Source organism: Algoriphagus aquaeductus (genome assembly GCF_003253485.1).
Taxonomy (GTDB): Bacteria; Bacteroidota; Bacteroidia; order Cytophagales; family Cyclobacteriaceae; genus Algoriphagus; species Algoriphagus aquaeductus.
In genome coordinates this window covers 22,109-41,380 of the sequence record NZ_QKTX01000009.1, presented here as the reverse complement: position 1 = coordinate 41,380, position 19,272 = coordinate 22,109, and the positions used below count along the sequence as shown (strand labels likewise).

Annotated in this window: 13 protein-coding genes and 1 tRNA gene; 4 read left to right on the top strand and 10 right to left on the bottom strand. The window is 44.6% G+C overall.

Features of this window, described 5'->3' with window-relative positions:
* Positions 1–221 precede the first annotated feature (221 nt).
* Positions 222–2,438 (bottom strand): sodium-translocating pyrophosphatase, encoded by a 2,217-nt coding sequence (locus CLV31_RS12920; protein WP_111393316.1) that lies wholly within the window; start codon positions 2,436–2,438, stop codon positions 222–224.
* Between the two features lie 369 nt (positions 2,439–2,807).
* Between CLV31_RS12920 and CLV31_RS12915 the strand changes: the two genes are divergently transcribed.
* Positions 2,808–3,089 (top strand): hypothetical protein, encoded by a 282-nt coding sequence (locus CLV31_RS12915; protein ID WP_111393315.1) that lies wholly within the window; start codon positions 2,808–2,810, stop codon positions 3,087–3,089.
* A gap of 133 nt (positions 3,090–3,222) precedes the next feature.
* Here the strand turns inward: CLV31_RS12915 and CLV31_RS12910 are convergent, their stop codons facing one another.
* The 7 genes from CLV31_RS12910 to CLV31_RS12880 form a co-directional block, all read right to left on the bottom strand.
* Positions 3,223–5,865 carry a fimbria/pilus outer membrane usher protein gene (locus tag CLV31_RS12910; protein ID WP_245943396.1) on the bottom strand — a complete coding sequence of 881 codons (2,643 nt, stop codon included), beginning with the start codon at positions 5,863–5,865 and terminating at the stop codon, positions 3,223–3,225.
* Positions 5,866–5,923: 58 nt separating this feature from the next.
* The gene (locus tag CLV31_RS12905) at positions 5,924–6,754 is read right to left on the bottom strand and encodes a fimbrial biogenesis chaperone (RefSeq protein ID WP_111393314.1); all 831 of its coding nucleotides are present in this window, start codon (positions 6,752–6,754) and stop codon (positions 5,924–5,926) included.
* 48 nt (positions 6,755–6,802) lie between these two features.
* On the bottom strand, positions 6,803–7,336 hold the full coding sequence (locus tag CLV31_RS12900) for a DUF4402 domain-containing protein (protein WP_181452630.1): 534 nt from the start codon (positions 7,334–7,336) through the stop codon (positions 6,803–6,805).
* 141 nt (positions 7,337–7,477) lie between these two features.
* Positions 7,478–7,924, bottom strand: coding sequence for a hypothetical protein (locus tag CLV31_RS12895; protein WP_111393312.1), 447 nt, complete (start codon positions 7,922–7,924; stop codon positions 7,478–7,480).
* A complete protein-coding gene (locus CLV31_RS12890) occupies positions 7,917–8,552 on the bottom strand; it encodes a hypothetical protein (protein ID WP_111393311.1) in 636 nt (211 codons plus the stop codon). The genes CLV31_RS12895 and CLV31_RS12890 overlap by 8 nt, the downstream gene beginning before the upstream one ends.
* The gene (locus tag CLV31_RS12885; protein WP_111393310.1) at positions 8,552–9,067 is read right to left on the bottom strand and encodes a hypothetical protein; all 516 of its coding nucleotides are present in this window, start codon (positions 9,065–9,067) and stop codon (positions 8,552–8,554) included. Before CLV31_RS12885 ends, CLV31_RS12890 begins: the two co-directional genes overlap by 1 nt.
* On the bottom strand, positions 9,067–11,439 hold the full coding sequence (locus tag CLV31_RS12880) for a T9SS type A sorting domain-containing protein (protein ID WP_181452629.1): 2,373 nt from the start codon (positions 11,437–11,439) through the stop codon (positions 9,067–9,069). The genes CLV31_RS12885 and CLV31_RS12880 overlap by 1 nt, the downstream gene beginning before the upstream one ends.
* 945 nt (positions 11,440–12,384) lie before the next feature.
* Between CLV31_RS12880 and CLV31_RS12875 the strand changes: the two genes are divergently transcribed.
* The 3 genes from CLV31_RS12875 (at position 12,385) to CLV31_RS12865 (ending at position 13,308) form a co-directional block, all read left to right on the top strand.
* Positions 12,385–12,798, top strand: a complete 414-nt coding sequence (locus tag CLV31_RS12875) for a DUF4174 domain-containing protein (RefSeq protein ID WP_111393308.1) — start codon at positions 12,385–12,387, stop codon at positions 12,796–12,798.
* Positions 12,799–12,890: 92 nt separating this feature from the next.
* Positions 12,891–13,127: a hypothetical protein gene (locus CLV31_RS12870; protein WP_111393307.1), complete on the top strand. Its 237-nt coding sequence runs from the start codon at positions 12,891–12,893 to the stop codon at positions 13,125–13,127.
* 107 nt (positions 13,128–13,234) lie between these two features.
* Positions 13,235–13,308, top strand: a tRNA-Pro gene (locus CLV31_RS12865).
* 501 nt (positions 13,309–13,809) lie between these two features.
* Here the strand turns inward: CLV31_RS12865 and CLV31_RS12860 are convergent.
* Complete coding sequence (locus tag CLV31_RS12860; RefSeq protein WP_111393306.1) at positions 13,810–17,808, bottom strand: CheR family methyltransferase; 3,999 nt, start codon at positions 17,806–17,808, stop codon at positions 13,810–13,812.
* Between the two features lie 451 nt (positions 17,809–18,259).
* Positions 18,260–19,228, bottom strand: a complete 969-nt coding sequence (locus CLV31_RS12855; protein WP_111393453.1) for a PorP/SprF family type IX secretion system membrane protein — start codon at positions 19,226–19,228, stop codon at positions 18,260–18,262.
* Positions 19,229–19,272 lie beyond the last annotated feature (44 nt).

Below are 19,272 nucleotides of genomic sequence, written 5' to 3'. Positions count from 1 at the left end.
GAATGATTTTGTAATTCAATCTAATCTGTTTTTCTAAAAACAACATTAAGGTATATCCATTAAAAGGCTGGAATCAGATAAAATCTGATAACGAATTCTAATTTCAAACCTAATTACACATCACAACCAAATACTTAATTTGCTGCTATTATTTGTCGGTCATTTAAACAAAAAAGCCATCCAGAAATCTGAATGGCTTTTAGTAAGAGTTGAAGGGTTGATTATTTGGTAATAGTGATCGTTTCGGTTTCTATCTTTTTACCATCCACGATCTTGATTTCTTTCTTCACTTCCTTCTTAATCATGTCTGCATCAGCTACCGCAGAATGGTCTTTTTCGGAAATATGAGGAGCAATAACTAGGGCCACAATGGACATCAATTTGATCAGAATGTTCATCGATGGACCGGAAGTATCTTTGAATGGATCACCTACCGTGTCACCGGTTACAGATGCTTTGTGCGGTTCGGATTTCTTGTAATAGATTTCTCCATTGATTTCTACTCCCTTTTCAAAGGACTTCTTGGCATTGTCCCATGCACCCCCGGCATTGGACTGGAACATTCCCATCAATACTCCAGATACTGTTACACCGGCAAGCATACCGCCAAGTACCTCAGGACCAAAGGCAAAACCCACAATCAAAGGTGAAATCAAAGCAATCGCACCCGGAGCGATCATCTCACGGATAGAAGCTTTGGTGGAAATCTCAACGCACTTTTCGTATTCAGGCTTAGCCTTGTACTCCATGATGCCCGGAATCTCGCGGAACTGACGTCTTACTTCATTCACCATGTCCATGGCTGCACGACCTACAGCCGCAATCGCCAAGGAGGAGAAAATAAACGGAATCATACCTCCGACAAACAAGCCGGCAAGCACGTCTGCTTTGTAAATATCAATCGCATCGATGCCCGCAATACCTACGAAAGCCGCGAAAAGCGCCAGGGAAGTCAATGCTGCAGAAGCAATTGCAAAGCCCTTTCCGGTAGCGGCTGTAGTGTTACCTACGGCATCCAAAATATCAGTACGTCCACGAACTTCCTCAGGAAGCTGACTCATCTCGGCGATCCCACCGGCATTATCCGCGATAGGTCCGAAGGCATCAATCGCCAACTGCATCGCAGTCGTGGCCATCATACCTGCAGCAGCAATAGCCACACCGTATAGACCAGCAAACTCATACGCTCCATAGATCCCCCCAGCCAACACGAGGATGGGAAGTACAGTAGATTCCATCCCTACAGAAAGACCACCGATGATATTGGTCGCATGGCCGGTAGCACTCTGCTTGATGATGGATAAAACAGGCCTCTTACCCATGGCAGTGTAATACTCGGTAATGATGGACATCAAGGTACCTACTACCAAGCCAAGAATGATAGCATAAAACACGTCCATATTGGTAAACTCGTAGCCTCTGATCGACAAAGTCTCCGGAAGCATATATCTCACAATAAAGAAAGAAGCGATACCGGTAAAAATGATGGAAGACCAGTTACCCATGTTGAGTGCTTTCTGCACGTCACCTTTGTCATCTTTGATGGTTACAAAGACCATCCCCATGATGGAGAAAATGATACCCAAACCAGCCAATACCATGGGCAGCAAGATCGGAGCAATTCCTCCAAAATTATCCAAAGAAACAATCTCACGACCCAAAACCATGGTAGCCAAAATTGTCGCAACATAAGAGCCAAACAAGTCAGCACCCATACCTGCCACATCACCCACGTTGTCACCCACGTTGTCCGCGATGGTGGCCGGGTTACGCACGTCATCCTCAGGAATACCTGCTTCTACTTTACCAACCAAGTCAGCTCCTACGTCAGCTGCTTTGGTGTAGATACCACCACCCACTCGGGCGAAAAGCGCGATAGACTCAGCACCCAATGAAAAACCGGCTAGGACTTCCAGCGCAGTCTCCATTTCTTTACCATTTACTCCTGCTCCTACAGCTACCACATAGACTTGGTAAAATACGATAAACAATGCGCCAAGCCCTAAAACTGCCAATCCGGCTACACCTAGGCCCATGACAGAACCGCCGGTAAAGGAAACTTTTAGCGCCTGCTTCAAGCTGTTTCGGGCAGCTTGGGTTGTTCTCACGTTGGCTTTGGTAGCGATCTTCATCCCGATATATCCAGCCAATGCAGAAAAGAAAGCTCCGATTAGAAAGGAAATAGCAATTACCGGACTGGATGTCTCGACCAATGTACCAGACCATGCCAGAAGAAGGCCTGCAATCACGGCAAAGTAGGTAAGTATCTTCCACTCCGCTTTCAAAAAGGCCATCGCACCATCGGCGATATAGCCGGAAAGTTCGACCATGTTTTTATCTCCGGTCTCTTGCTTACTTACCCAGGCGGATTTGATCGCCATGGCCAGCAAGCCTACCAGTCCCAGCGCAGGGACTACATAAATCAGCGCTTGTTCCATATGTTATGTTGATTCAATTTGGGTTTGTGAAAATAGTTGGGCAAATATAGAATTTATCGCCTACCTGCCAACTTTGATTTCAAAAGCTTGAATTTGGGAGAAAGCAGGAAAGAAAATTGGGAGCAACCCCAAAAGTACCAATGCTGAAAAAGGGCCTTCTATATACTTTAATCGCTGGTTTATATCAAAACCATAGCCTAATGCCGGGAGAAATTCAGCCTATCAAAAATCCCAGACACGAAAATTCCACCAGGGCTATTCTCCAAGAGCTAAATCAAACCATCGGATTTCCCAAATTCTATTCCCATTCCATTACCTTGAAAATTCTCCTGTTCTAGTATTTTTGATCAACAGATTCAACTTCTGATAATGACACTGGACGATTTTAAAAAACTGTCTTCTCCTTCGGATGATTTTTCACCCGAATTGAAAGCCCTTTGGCATGACTTCCAAGGTGACTGGACCAAAGCCCATGACCAAGTGGATCATTTAGAAGGAAAATCAGCAGCCAGAGTACATGCCTATCTCCACCGCAAAGAAGGAGACCAGTGGAATGCGGACTACTGGTATCGCAGAGCGGGAGAAGCCCGGCCTGGGGTCTCTTTAGAGCAAGAGTGGGAAGAGCTCGCAAAGAGGTTTTTGGCGGTTTGAAATTTGAGATTTGAGGTTTGGCGTTCGACGTTCGGCATTAGATATGAATCATTCATTGATCTTTTCAACATCGAACACCGAATGATGAACGCTGAATAAGGAAGTTGAAAAACCGAGAACAATAAAGGAAAATCTACTCCTTTTTCACCAGCACCAGATTCAATCCCTCCAAATAATCTCCATCCGCAAGTGCTTTGATCTCAAAGGAGAGCATCCCGGGGACAGATTCCACCTGCATATACTCCAATTGCTTGGCATCCACTCGGAGCAGGTACCTACCTGGCATCAGACCATAAGAATAAAAGCTTCCATCTGAGAATGTTCGGATGATTTCAGTCGGTTCAGTGTCACCCTCTCTTAGCAGTTCCAACCTCAAGCCCCCTTGACCCTGCTGTACCCCGCTTCTTTCCAGAAGAACGAATCCATCAATGATTCCTGTTTGATACAAGGGAATATCAATTTGGCGGAATCTGTTGGGTTCAGCGACAAAGGAGAAACTTTTCAATTTTGGAGCAAGATTGGGATTGGGCAATGCGGCGATATCAATATCCAAACGATACTTCCAATAGCTTTGAAGCTGTGTGATTCTCAGAACTCCGTCAGAGCCCAGGAGGATATTTGCAGACCGGTCCAATCTCACCGCCTTGGCGGGCACGACTTCTTCCCCTTCATCAAAGAGCCCATTTTCATTGGAATCGATAAACAGGCGGACTGTTGCACCTGAACGGGTAACCTGATCACGATTACTGGGAATCAGCACCCCTCCTGCAGGGTCATAGGCCACCGAACCACTGAATCCCTGCTGAAAAACATGGCCTTTTGTTCGTTTCGAAAACTGAGTAGACGTCCGCAAGGATTGGAAATCGTACAAAAATCCAACTTGGAATTGGGAAAGGTTGCGAACCAATTCTCTATCGTATCCCAAGGTAAATCGACCTTTTTTAAACAGGGTTTGGGACAAAAGAAAACTCACAGATTCGCCTTGTCGCAACAAGGTGGAATACCTGAACTGTCCCCTGAGGAATAGCCCGCGTACATAGACCGGAATGCTTTGATTTCTGGGCAACGTGTAGGTTAAGGAACTGGTTAATAACCCAAACTGGTTTTGGCCTGGGTTTTCCGGATCATTGACAAATCCTCTAGCCCCTCCCCGATAATTGAATCTCAGAATGACGCGGTGGATTTGTGTATTGAAATCCAATTGGTAGTTGTTGACGCCCAAGCCGGTATTAAACCAAATCCGCTCTCCTGTGACCCTGAAACCGGAAAATTTACCCGCGATTTTAAAGGGATAAAACACATTCAGATTTGCATCCCTGGTTTGCCCTCTGAAATTGAATGCTGAGCTGGGATTGTACTCGGTGAATTGGGCATTGATGCTCGTATTGCTTGCGTAAAAGACACTGGCATTGGCCCGATAATATCTGTCCGGCAACGCATCCACATTGAGTAGGTATTGCTGAAAAAGTCTTGCTGAAAGTCCAAAAACAGGGTAAATGCTTTTCTCTCCAAAAATCTCCCCCTGATCCGCACCCGCTCTTACGGTCAGCGCATTGCTGATACCGTAGGAAATATCTGCATGGGCAGCGAGAGAAGTGCCCAAGCTGTCAAATGTAAACTGAGGCAACCCTGCCTGAATATTGTACCCTACAAATCCCTTTGGTAAAAAAGTAAATGGCACCTGAATCTGCCTGTCCTGAACGATTACTTCTCCTTGTGGAGTATATATTCTGGTGCTAAGCCGGACAGTTCCGTAGGTCACGGGAGCATTGAACCGGTAATAACCCACTTCATCTGCGCGTGTAAAATCTACCAACTGCCCACCTATGAGCAATTCGACTTCAGAATCAGGCACCGTATTCCCATCGATGACAAAGACATCAAGGTCAAGTCGGGGAATTACCGGATTGTTGGTCAGTGAAACCCCTATCAAATTAGCCGCATCTGTGAAACTGGTAGTGGTGATTTGACCGGCTGTAATACTCGCCAACCCGACATTTCGCTCGGGCTTCATACCTCCCGGAAGCACATACCTCCAGCGCAATCCGGAAATATTGCTGAGTAAGCCACCGCTATTGACATTTCCGATGTATGTCCCCTGAAGGTCTCCTCCCAAAAACTCCAAACCGGTATTGAAACTCATCCCCAGGTTATTACCCAAATCTGTGGTCGTATAATTGATGTTGTAATCAAGCACCCCCAGGCTCAATGCTTTTCTTTGTCGCTCATAAAGCAGGGGAAGCTGAGCATTGGCTTGACTTGACCGCTGTTGGAGCTGTCTTCTGATACTTTCTCTTTTTTGTCGCTCCTCGATCGGAAGCGTAAAATCGGATTTCATACTTACGCTCAACGCGTAGGTATTGACCGTAAAAGTGATCCCAAAGATCCGATGGAAATAATCTGGGTGGAGAAAAAGATCCATTTCACCCAAATAGTATTGATCTGCCGGTAAAGATTCAGACTTGCCTTTTAGGATCAATTCCTGCGTCACGGGATCAATGGACCAAGTGTCATTTTTTGAGGGATAAGCTCCTTTCAGGCCCTTTCCGCTAGGAGTCCTTTCACTTGGGACAAAAAGTAAACTCAATATTTCACCCAAAGGCAAATAGGCTACTTCACCAAAAAACACCCCATTTAGGTAGACATTCCCAACTGCAGGGTAATTAAAATTGAGCAAAACCTCTCCATCCGGCTCTTGCTGTGCAAAAACAGGGTTGGAGATTCCTGCCAGAACAAACAACAGAAATCCAACAATAAAAGCCCTTGAAGATTTCAAGTGTCTCAAGAGATTTTATCCTTTGGGTGATGAGAAAGGAAAAAGATCATCAGGCTATTTATTGAATAGTCAGATTGACGGTTTGACTAATCAAGGAGGCTTGAACCAAATCAGAGGATGGTATATCCGATCTTTTGGTTTCATACGTCAGGACAATTTCGTAAGTCCCCGGAGCAAGTTGATCCGGCATTTTCAATTCCACAGCTCTTTTCCCGGAGAAATAAAGGGCGACCGTTTGTTGATTCTCCGCCAAAACTTGTTTTTGAGCATTTCGCAAGGTAGCGGTGACACTTCCCAGATAGGGGGAATTGCCTGTAACTTTAAATTCAGGGATCACACGGATGATACCCTCATTTACCTCTGTGCTCACCTGACCAAATTCCAGCCCCGTCGTGACAGCGCCCACTTTTTGAAATGCGGCAATGACCTGATCAAATTTGAAGTTGACCTGAGTGGACACGCCCTCGTTGGTGGTTTGTTCCACATCTGCGGTTTGCGCATTGGAGGTGATCTTGACTCGGGTGAAATAGGTGCCCGGCGCCAAAGTCCGATCAGGCCTGGCCTGTAGTCTCACCGTCTGCTGCTGCTGAGGAGCCAGAATAAAGGTCCTTGGAAAAGCCCTTAGTCGGTCTCCCATCCCAAATTGCTTTTCGCTCAGACTGTCCCCATAGACCATAATCAGGTTTCCCAAATCATCATTTCCGGGATACCCAAAGAGAAAACTGACATTAATTTCCTGGGGTGTTTCCCCGGGATTGGTAATGAAAATCGTCCCAATACCATTTTGGTCTATGAAAACTGTGGTCGGCGCAATAGAAATTTGAGCCTTGAGCCTTAGGGGAGTCAAGAAAATTCCCAAAAGGAAAATGGATAGAATTGCATTTTTCATAGTATAATGGAAAAAGGCCGACAGGATAAGCTGTCGGCCATTTTAAGATTAATTGTACTCGACGTTGATATTGAAAGTCCCTTCGTAGGAACCGGTAGTCTGATTGTTCAGTTGCGGAATGGTACCACCCACCCAAAGGAAATAAAGACCAGAGGAAAGGGTCACTTGTGATCCACTTGCCACAGCGAGTGCACCGGATTGATTGGTAGACAAGGCATCACCTACTACTTGTGGAGTCATCACCATGGTAGCTGTCCCCCCACCGGTGATGGTCAGTGTCACGGTCGGGTCATAGGATACGGTGACACTTGCATCGGCTCCGGCCAAATCAAATCTGGCTACATTGGTCACCGAACCGGTATTAAGATTTGATGCCCCATTGGCGTCCAGAACAACATTTCCCGGGGTATTGGCGGAAAGGTTACCAAATGCGATAGCATTCTGAGTGACATCCAAGTCAATCGTCAAGTCTGCCAAAATAGTAGCAGAGGCCTGAGCTGTGGATGCCTTTTGAGCTTGGGCAGCCAGAACTAATCCTGATGCCAAGGCTAGGGTGAGTACTGATTTTAGAATTGTTTTCATTTGTTTGTTTGTTTGTTTTAATCGACTGTTTACTTGATTCATTTTCTAGCAGCATCGACTATCCTCGATAATCTTTGCTTGAAGGGTTTATTGGTTTTTCATAGGCATGTGGTTCATGATTTTGAAGGTTTTAGATTTATTTTAAGGGTATTCGATTTTCACAGTAAGGCCTTGAATGACAGGCAAACCCAGCCAAGACTTGAGGTAAGGAGGGCTGGGATCCATCTTTCTGATCAATTTATTTTGGGCATTCATCCTCAAGGCATGAGTTCCCCCGCCAAGATTGACCGCATTTTCAAAGTCAGCACTTCCATCATTGAGAAAAAATGACTCAGGAGGTGGGAGAATTTCCCTATTCGGATAATTCACTTCCAGCAGGAAAGTCAGGTTCTCTTGAGCTTCGATTCCCACCCATACCTTGGCTTTATTTTTCTCCCAAGTGTCTCCCATTCTGGAATCAACCAATTCAGCACGGAATTGAACACCGGCCGGAATCTCTAACCGAATCGCCACCACCTGGGCAGAAACTGAGATGGGAAAGACTAATACCCATCCGATAAGTGCGATATGGATCAGGATTTTAGTCATTAGATGTGAAGTAGACGTTGACCGTGATATCACCTGAATATTGCCCCACTTGGATCTGTCCGATGGGCCCCAACTCTCCATAAAGAAAAAGCCATGCTATGGATTTTGGACGGGTATAATTCCCCGATACCGGAGTGGGCGGAGGGCCGGGAGCTCCGGACAGTCTTCTGTTTACCGGAAAGGTGATGGTATTGAATCCGGTCGGCAACTGTACCGCACCGGCCTTTGCACTCATTTCATCTCCAGCCTGCAAATTGTTGTAAGCCAAAGCCACCCGAAAAGGAACCGTTTTGTCTGCGTCAGACTCTGTTCCATTCAGACTCAAAAAAACAGGAGCGTCCACTTCTACCGTCAAATCAAATCCTTCTGGAGCTTCGATCCGAAAAGCCACAGCCTGTTGGTCGGACAGATTGATGGCCACAGCTGGACTATTTACCCTGATATTGGGTTGCTTTAGATTGAAATTCAAATTGGGACTCGCCAAAACAGGAGTGATCGTGATGTCATCGCTCCCAGTCCAAGTGCTGAAATTTATTCGTTGGGCTGAAGCATCCGGACCAAGCTTGAGGAATGCCAAACCTAGCAGCAGCCAAACCTTTCTTTTGGAATATGTCTTCAGGCTGTCCATTAGATATATTCCAGTTCGATGACAAATTCTGACAAATACATACCGGGAGTCGCCAATGCCAAATCCAAATCCGCTCCAAGCCAAAGGAAAAGCACGCCCTGCTCGCTAAGTCTCACATTGGCCTCCCCGACTTGCAGTAGGGTACTTTGAAATTGGGTATCCTCAAAAGCTTCACTGACAAAATATTGAGCAGAAACCTCCCCCAGACCATCATTGACCTCTTTTAGTGTTTCATTTTGGAGGAAAGTAATCCTCACTCTTGCACTGGGATTGCCCAAAATCTTAAACATCCCGGCAAATCCGCTGCTGGTCGGCGAAACCACAATTTTATTGTCAATGACCGCTGGACTGATCAAATCAAGGTTTCGGATGGTGAGCATTTGGAGATTGTCGGTGACGGTCGCTGTTGCTCTGACCGAAAGCGTGGCCTGTCGCGTATCATCGACCTGAGCAAAAGTTCCGCTTGCCCAAAAACAGAGGAAAGTGATTAAAATGCAGGGTAAAGAATGCTTCATCAGTTTTTGATCAGTTTTTGGGTGAATTGTCCAATAGAGGTTGCGAGCCGGATTACATATATCCCTTTTGGCAGGTCAATAGCAGCCGGAATCCACTCCACTTCATGCATGCCTGGAAGGTATTTTTGTGGCGAAAAGCCTCCGACTTTTTGTCCCAAAAGGTCATAGATCCCCAACTCAGTAGTTTCCTCATAAGGAAGGAAAAACTTGATTTTGGTTTCTTGGCTGAATGGATTGGGCGAAGGAGGAAAAAGTTTGGGCAAATCTGGAAGGTATTCCACTTCACCCTGAGGAAATGCTCCAATGTAAAGGGTAAAAGGTCTTTTAGGCTTTGAACTCGAAGTGGTTCGAGCGTTTAGTTGATGCCCGTCTAACTCCTCACTTTCTCCGAGTTCGTAGGGTGTCTGGAAGATCACTGCCTGTGGTGTTGCAAGACCATCCCATGTTTTTCGTGAATTGGAAATAGGGGACTTTGGCGCTTCCAATTCGAAGGTGTAGAAAGCCTCTTTCTTCATGTCAATGGCTTTCTTGTGGATATGATCCATCAACACGATCTCCAATCCCGGATCCCAATCCTCCGGCAACTTCCAATTCATCAGGTAGGCCCCTTTGAAGCCCTCCCCTTTTCGGGAAGCAGACAGATGTAGCGGAATGATCCGATTTTGCCCAGCACTCAAATCCGGCTGGTGGTTGATGACAAGGGGACTTTTCGTCTGGAGTGATCCAAAAGAATACAACAGCAGCCAATCTTCCCCCAATGACTCCAGCTGATAGGCATCTTTGGGATCGGCACCTTCCATGCCGTCCGGTCCAAAGGTGATAAAGGATTGGGCTCTCATCCCCTCGCCTGCCACATTCAGCTCAAGAACTGGAGGCGATGAGGTTGATTTTCTTCCGGAAAAACTGGTTGACAAAAGCGATTTGGCTCCATTTCCGGTGAGTTGAAGGATTGGAGCAGGGGCATTGGACTTGACCCAAAAAGCTTGAAAGGGAGCAATCCGCCCATTTCCCAAACTACCTGTGGTTCCATTCCAGGTCAAAAAATCTCCCTCGGTAGGATCCCAAATGTAAATCGTCTGATCAACATTGGATTTATTCCATCCACTCGAGGCATGAAAATCAATCACACTTGCCGTTGGGTTGGCGACTAAATTAAACCCTTCATCCGCCTGATTGACCTCTGTCCATGTCCCCGAAACTTGCGTTGAGTTAGAAGTCCTTGGAGTGAAGGTCAGGCCAAAATCAAAAACTCCAGAAGCCAAATTAACTTCTGTACCGGTGACAGCTATATTTCTGGGCAACACATCTGCGTAATTTCCTCCTCCCGGTTTTGAATCTCCATTGAATACATAAAAATAATGGCCTCTTCCTGCCGGAACATTGGCTGATAACGAAGTAGGCTGCCTCCATCCTTGCAGGGTGGTTCCTTTGTCTGTTTCATCCCACCAGAGCAAGTTGGGCTGAAGAGAAGGATTGCTTGAACCCGGGAATCCTTGGGTTTCCAAGCCGGCTGTCAGATTGGAATAGGTGGTAGAAACAGGAGTCCCTACCATTCTCCATCCTTTTTGACCGGTAAAAGTCTGCCTCATTTCAAGGGTTGGATTGGAGGTACTTCTATTTATATACTGCGATCCCGGCTGGAGAATCAATCGTCCACTGGAAGTAGACAAAGATCCCGTTGGTGTGATCTCCATTTCCCGGTTTGCTTGGAGCGTCAAGGTATTTGCTCCGGTTAACACCACCGGACCGGAAACCGGAGTAATATTTCCAGAGACGCTAAGGGTAGAACTGATGGTCTTTGTTCCTGATCCCAAAAAGGATAAATTTTGAAATCCCCCTGTTCCTGTGACTTGAATTGTTCCGGAATTGGAGCCTGTGAATTGAACCAAAGAATTTCCCGGCAAAAAGTTTCCCGACTGATTCCAGTCCCTTCCCACCTGATGTGTGAAATTCCCTGCTTCAAAACTGGCTCCAGCGGCAATAGTGAGGTTGCCCAAAACGGAAAGATTACTTAAGGCCGAAACTGTGCCTGATCCAAGGATAGAAAGGTGATGAAATCCCCCAGAACCTGTTACCTGAATGGATTTGGAGGAATTGCCCGTGAACTGAACCGTAGAAGTCCCAGAAACAAAAGTGCCTGACTGGGTCCAGTTGCCTTCGATTTGAAGATTAAAGGACCCCGCATTAAAAGTTGCGTTGGAAAGAATCGACAAGTTTCCACCAACAGAAAGACCTAAGATGGCCGAAGAAGTTGCTGAACCTGTCAGAGTAAGATTCCCTGAAATGGCACTTGTTCCTGATTGGAAGGTTTTTGTCCCGGAATTTGAAAGAGTGAGGTGATGATAATCATCGTTGTAGATTGTTTGATCCAATCCACTGTAGATAAATGTAGAAGCTGGCCCGATCTGAAAACTGGTCCATCCAATTGACTGAATCGGCTCACCTAGACCTGTAAGCTCAATTGTACCTAAGATATTTATTAAATGAGACCTATTACCTGATAGAGTCAAGGTCTCGCATCTCAAATAAGCTACATCAGAAACCACCAACCTTATCCCTCTGTCCCTGTTTGAATTTCCATTTGCAGATGCGTTAAGGACAACAGTTGTAAACTGAGAAGTTCCAATTCCCGCTATTGTAGCGTCTGCTATATTATTTGAATTATTATTTTGAACAGTTAAAGAGCCAAACATTCTTGAAACATCCATATTCAAGGTAGCCCCACTGTCCATGATAATATTGTTTCCTACAGGGATTGAGGAAGCGTTAACTGTCGTATTGGAGTTGATGGTAGTAGATTGTGAAAAACTCAACCCATAAATCATCCAAAAAAGTCCAATTAATAGACTTCCTTTTCCAGATAAAAAAAAGATGGATTGGCGTAAAGTTCTAATCATTAATCTTTTGAGCACCTTTGATGAAAGGTAAATGGGCTTTTTGGGATAGGTGATAAATGGAAAAAGCACTTTATTCTATACAAAATACTTTTTCATGTATGGATCAGATCAATAATTGATCCAATCTGCATTTTCACGATGCCGAATCCGATAAAAAATTCAATTTTTCCCGAATAAATCCATGAAATGAAGTGTAAAAAAATGTAAACTATATGAATTGGAAAAATGACGACTGGTTTTCCACTCATGAAATTTTCATTTTCTTAAGTTGGATTGTTTAGGAAATCGATTTCCAACTGACAGGCGGGGAAATGATCGTTTTTTACCTTACTAAAATCAAATCATTCTACCCTATTCTCTCAGAATCAGGAAATATTAAAAAAATTCCAAACTCTTAATTCCCAACCAGGTTTCATTCCTATGGTATGGCTAAATTTATTTCCGCTTCTGATTACTATTTTTTCGGGGAATAGTCCATCAGATTTTGTTTGGAAGAATCGACTATTGATCTATGACGGTAATCAAGACTGCTCGGAGTGGCTATCGGAAGACGAACAAAAAAACTTAACAGACAGAAAATTGCTTTTCTTTCATTTTTCAAATGGCAGGTTAATGCACACCAACTACACGGGAGAAATCCATGTGCAGGATTTTGTCAATCACCTAAAACGGGTCAAGTCCCAAAATGAAAATTGGATATTGATAGGTTTGGACGGAGGAATAAAATCCACTGGAGACTTCCCGCCCAATCCATCTAAAATCTATCGCCTCATTGACGCCATGCCCGTGAGGCAATCCGAAATCCGGGGCAGAAAATCCGGCTTTCCTTTCTGAAATCGATTCTAAAACCTTCAAAAAATACCCGATATAGGGTATGTTTTAGGAGTTTTAGCTTTTCTACATTAGCGGAGTTTATCGCTGATACTATGAAATTCTTTTACCTTTCTTCCAAGCCCAATTCCCAGGGCGAATTTGAAATCCATGACAAAGAATGTGAACACATTCCGGACTCTTTAGATCGGGACTACTTGGGCCCCTTTAACAATGGATCTGAAGCTTTGCGAAAAGCAGAACTGTTAAAGCCATCTGTAGCACTTTGCCATAAGTGCTGCAAGCAAACCTTCCAAGCTGTTTTCTTTAAATCCAAAGATCAGGAGAAGTAACCTCTTTATTTCCTCTTGTGAACCAAGGAGATAACCTTACTCCTGATCAAATTCATAAAAGAGGCTGGCAAAAAATCCAGAAAGTTATAATTTCGCCTCTTGTTAATCGGGGTGTGGCGCAGTCCGGTAGCGTACACGTCTGGGGGGCGTGTGGTCGCAGGTTCAAATCCTGTCACCCCGACTTGATTATCAAGGAGTTACAAAGAAATTTGTAACTCCTTTTTTATTTGCACAAGATTTGCACAAAATCGGCTTTATTTCTTGCAGATTCTTACTTTGAATTAATTCGTTTCAGTTCTTCAAATATCTTTTTTTGAAGATCAATCACATCATCAATTCTAAAAAGCCAAGCCCCAACGAATCTTAAAATGATTAAGATCACTAGAAGAACCATCAAGGAAGTCAATAAAAGGCCAATTTTTGGGTCAAGCATATTTTTCAATTTTAAGGTTTGCTAGGTGAATCAATTTTCCCCTAGATCTTTCTGAAAATAAGAAGAAAATCATTTCCCAAATACCAACCGCCTTTCGGTTTCTCGAAAATCAACCCTTTCAGCTTTTTGGATTGCCTTGGAAAGCTTCAGATACTTCTTGGTTGGCTTGCCTGCGTAGGTCTTTTACAGGTGCTTCTTTCCTGCTTCCAAATCTTGGGATACTGCATTGAAGTACGTTAGAGCACTTCCTCAAAATCCTGTGTTGAATTCAACCCAAAATGTGGATCCACTTTGACCATCGGATTCAACCCAGATTTTCCCGCCATGCAATTCGGCAATTTTTTTACACACCGAGAGTCCTATCCCATTGCTATCCTTTTTGTTGCCCAGGGTTTTGAATATTTTGAAAATGGCCTCTTTCTGATTTTCAGGTATTCCAACGCCATTATCCGTAATCTTGAATACCACAGATTCGCTTTTTTGAAAGCAGGAGATGAAAATTTCCGGTATCCTTACCGACCTATACTTGAGTGAATTGCTAATCAGGTTCGTGATCAGGCGCTTGAACAGAATGGGGTAAACTCTGATTTTTTTTACGGTGATTTCGGCTTTTATCACCCCTCCATTTTCCTCTAGTTCTCTTTCAAACAGTTGAATGACCGCCTTGATTAATTCCTCTGTTTCCACAGTTTCCAATTCCTCCTCCAAAGTCCCTGTACGGGAATATTCGAGAAGATTTTCAATCAGTCTTCCCAATTCTACGGAGGAGGCCCGAATTACATCCAAATATTGCTTTCGCTTCTGGGGATCAAGATCCTCCCCCTTTTTATGGATGATATCCAATAAGCCTGTAATATTTCTGACAGGGGTTTTGAGGTCATGAGAAGCGACATATGCGAACTCTTCCAACGAACTATTGACCTCTTGGAGTTTTTGGTTTTGCTCCTTTATTCTTTGGTTGAGTCGATGGATCTGTTGCTCCTGCTCCTTTTGGATGGTAATGTCATTCTGGATAGAAAAGAATCCAATGAGCTCCTGATTTTTGTCAAACATGGGTTCGGTCTGAATCCTCACCAAATATTTATTGCCTGACTTGGTGTAGTTGATCATTTCAACTTCTGTGGCAATTTGATTTTTGATCCCTTTTGCCATCAGCCTTTTCGCCTCTTCAGTACTTTCTTTTCCCTGAAGCAAATGCCCCGGTTTTTTACCCAATACCTCCGCTTCTGTATATCCGGTCATGTTTTCAAAAGCATCATTCACAAAGGTGATTTTGCCTTGACTGTCCGTAATGATCACAGCATTGCTCGTTTGCTCCGCGATCAATGCCAATTTCTTCAGCTCTACATCCTGAATCATCCGTTGATTAATATCCCGGGTGGAGATCAGGATGTTTTCGATTTTCCCGTCACCCAACTGAAGTGGCTTTAGATTGGATTCCATCCAACGGTTCACTCCTGTCCAGGTCCTGAATTTAAATTGGATCAGGCCGGGTGTCTTCCCCTCTTTAATTGCTTCTATGGCATTTAACCATTTCTTTTTGTGAGCCGGATCCGGGATTCGATCCAGCAGATCCAATTCAGCCAATCGCTCGATTGGATATCCCGTAATTTCAGCACCTGAAGGGGAGCAGTATTTCAGATTCCCACTCAAGTCCAATATGGAAATCATATCCCGGGAATTGCTGGCGATCAATTCAAAAAGCTCGGTCTGACGCGTATGCCTGCTATTCAGCAAGTCTAAAGTTTCATTGGAAACTTCCAATGCACGCTCCATTCGGTTGTATCGGGAAACGTTGACAAAAACCATGACTACCCCCTGTATCTCTCCGGTATGTGATCGGAAGGGTGAGATATTCAATAGAAATTCTTCGCCTTTGGTATCACGGATTTGGGTTTCAAAACTTGATTGGGAATCAAAAACCTTTTCAATATGTCCCATCAAGTCCTCCAATTGAACCTTCCCCCGAAAGTGACTGATATTACGCCCTACATCATGTGGCATGAGGTCGAGGATTTCCCGAATAGCCGGGGTAAATCTGCGGATATTCAGGTTCACATCCAGAAACAACAAGGCGATCTGTGTACTGTGGATCAGGTTGTTTAGATCATTATTGGTATCCGACAGCTCATTGATTTTCTGCTGATATTCAGCATTTACGGTATATAGCTCCTCATTTACCGATTCGAGTTCCTCATTGGAACTTTGAAGCTCTTCGTTGGCGGCCTGAAGTTCCTCATTGCTTGATTCAAGTTCCTCAATGGTAGATTGAAGGTTTTCCCGGTTTATCCTAAGTTCTCTCTCGAGAATATTTATTTTCTCTTTGGATGCAGCGTTGATTTCTATTTTTTCAAAAGCCTTCTCATTTTCTGAAGTTTTTTCAGGCTCGAAAGTGGCAATCAACTGAAAGGCATTTTCGATAAGCTGCATACGTCGAAGCCTGATGGTGAGAAACCTCTCTCCCTCGTAAAACTGTCGGAGCATTCCACCTATTTCCACTTTATTGATCTGTGTCGATATCCCCGAATGGAGCACTTTGTTTGCCACCACTTCAAAGGGTATAGCAAGTGCATCGGGCAACATTTTCAGCACATTGGTGGTAATTTCGCCAGAGGGCAAGGTCAGCCAACGGTGAGCATTTCCAGTGGTATGAAGGAGGTTGAAATCTTCATCCGTGACGATGGAGTCCGGGACAAATTCCTGAATCAATACATTTTGGATCTCGGTTAAGAGTTTGCTCCTAGAGGACAGCGGAACCGGCGCGATTGCCTTACTTTGACTAAAATAATCAGATGGAGTAATGCTGTGTTTCCTTGAACTTCGGATCTGCTGAATCCCCTTCTTGTTTTCCTTGTTTTGAAAAATTTTGGTCTTTTTATCGAATTCAATGAAGTATTCGCTTACATCTCCGAGCGATTCACTTGCTCCCAAAAACAAAAATCCATTCGTCCTAAGCGAGAATTGAAACATGGAAAATACCCGCTGCTGCAGTTTTGAATTCAAATAGATCAGAAAGTTTCGGCAGCTGATCAGGTCAATTCGATTGAAAGGCGGATCCTGCACCAAGTTGTGCGCGGAAAAGATGATCATTTCCCGGATTTCCCTGGCGATGGTGTATCCTTTTCTTTGTGGGATAAAGTAGAGATTGAGAAATTCCTGCGGAATCTCTGTGGAGATACTTTCCGGAAAAATTCGGTTAGTGGCTTGTTTGATTGCCTCTTTATCCAAATCAGTCGCAAAAATACTCACATCAAACTGCAACTTCTGACTCCTGAGATAATCTTTAACCAAAATCGCAATCGTATAGGCCTCCTCTCCCGTGGAGCATGCCGGCACCCAAATCCGTAGGGATTTGGACTCCATATTTTCTTCAATTAATCGGGGAATAACCTGTTGTCTCAAGGCTTCAAAATTGTCCTCATCCCTAAAAAATCGGGTGACACCGATCAACAATTCTTTGGCAAGCAAATAAGGCTCCTGATTATTGGTTTTGATGTAGGTAAGATATTCCTGCATTTCCGAATAGCCCAGCAAGCTCATCCTGCGGGCAATCCGTCGGGAAACGGTAGAATATTTGTAATCAGTAAAATCCACCCCTATCTGCTGATAAACGCTGGTTAAAACAGCAGTAATCAATCCCTTGTTATCCTGGGAATTCAAAAACTCCTTGTGGATTTCATTGGTGGTAAAAAAGAAAGCCTCTATCTCCCTGTGCATCTGATCCACCGCACAGATTTTATCCACCGCTCCCGTGAGAATGGCACTTTTTGGCATCCCGTCAAACTTAGCCGTGGTAGGATCCTGAGCGATAACCAGCCCCCCCTTTTCCTTAATGTATTTGACCCCTTCTGATCCATCACTTCCGGTGCCGGACATGATGATGGCACATGCCTTCTCGTGGGCTTGTTCCGCCAGTGAATTCAAAAACGAGCTGATTGGAAAACTGAGCTGTCGGTCCTCTTTTTCAGTAAGAAGGAATCGCCCGTCTTGGAGCTCTACAAATTTCTTGGGAGGATTCAGATAAATTTTTCCGGGCTCCAGTGACATTTCATGCTGGATCACTTCAATCGGCAAACTGGTATGCCGTGACAGCAATTCATCCATGAGGCTTTTGTGATTGGGGGCCAAGTGCTGGATAAGAACATATGAAAACCCGGCATTGGGTTTCGCATACTCAAAAAACAATTCCAATGGCTCCAATCCTCCTGCGGAGGCTCCAATACCAATAATCGGAAAGGTATAATTCATTTCACTTTTTTCTTGATGAGGATAGTTAGGTAAAATTTCCGAATCAATTACTCTTCTTTTTGTTCAAATCTGATCGCCTCCAAAAAAACTGTTTCTTTAGCGGTAAACAGAAAATCGTCCACTCAATGGAAATACTCCTAATTTTTCACACACCGAGTAATTAAAGTTCAGCTTTTTTTGTGCAAATCCTTCTATTCAAAATCCAAAAAATTCCTAAGTGCAGTCCATTGTAAATTAAACATCTTTATCAAGAAGTTTTTTTTAACTAGATAGTTATGCTTTTAAATCCATGTTCTTCCATAAACAAAAAAGCCCTTTCCATCCACAGCCCCAAGTATTTGGAACCAGATAACGGAAAGGGCCTTACAACTAAAATACAGGGATGTTTTTCTTCCAAGTCAAATACCGGAACACCCTTTAGCTTCTTGTCCCCAATATCCAACTTTTCGCTCTACCACATGATCACGTCATCCTTGCTCTGTCGCTCATTGAAGCGGAACAGGTTCAGCGCGACCGTAAACTCATGGATCCCTCCCGGAAGCAGGTAGGAACCCACCATCGGAAATTCATACACATAGCCAATTCTTAGTTTGCCTGTCAGAATTCCTGCCTGGACATTGCTCGCATAATCAAAGCGATGGCCCATTCCGATCCAAAACCGATCCATCATCAGCAGCTTCAGGTTCAGTTCCATTATGTCGGGCAGGTTTTTTCGTGTTCGGTAAAAAGCATTGCTGGTAAACGCAAGGTTTTCACTTACCGCCTGACGGAAACCCGCCTGCACCATGTGCTCTGCCGGATAGCCCTCCATAAACTCATCTCCCCGCTGACTCTTTCCGCCATTCACCCGATGTACACCATAGGACAGGTAATAATTGGCGTGGGTCAGCGCCATCCCGATATTGAAGTCGATCACATTCAGGTTGCTGAAGGTCCCATAATATTTCCCGATCGTCGGGTCATCGGATTCCTCGGTCGTCAGCGCATTGCCGTCCAACCGGATGCTCTGATAGCTCACCCCCGTGCCCAGGCGAAGGTTATGGGATCGGCTGAGTCGGACTCTGGCCGCATAGTTGACCGTCAGTTCGTTTTCCCGGAAAGCTCCAAAATTGTCCTGCAGCAGATTGACTGAGACCGCATTCTTACCCAACAGGGCCGGATCCTCCTCCCCTGCCAGTTCGCCAAAGTCTATGTCTGCGGACAGAAAGTAGGTCTTCGGTGCCCCCTCTATCCCGCCCCATTGGTTGCGGACAAAGCTCCTGACGGTGCTCCCCTCATAGCCTGTCAGGGCCGGGTTGAAGTAGCCCTGAAAGTGCGAAAACTGGCTCACAAACTTGCGGGATTGTGAATATGAATTTCCTGAACAGAACATCCCTAAGATGAAGGTCAGAAGTGAAAGCAGGATGGTATATTTTTTCATCATTTCTTAAATTCGAAAGGGTTGGATTGGGGGACTGTCCTGTC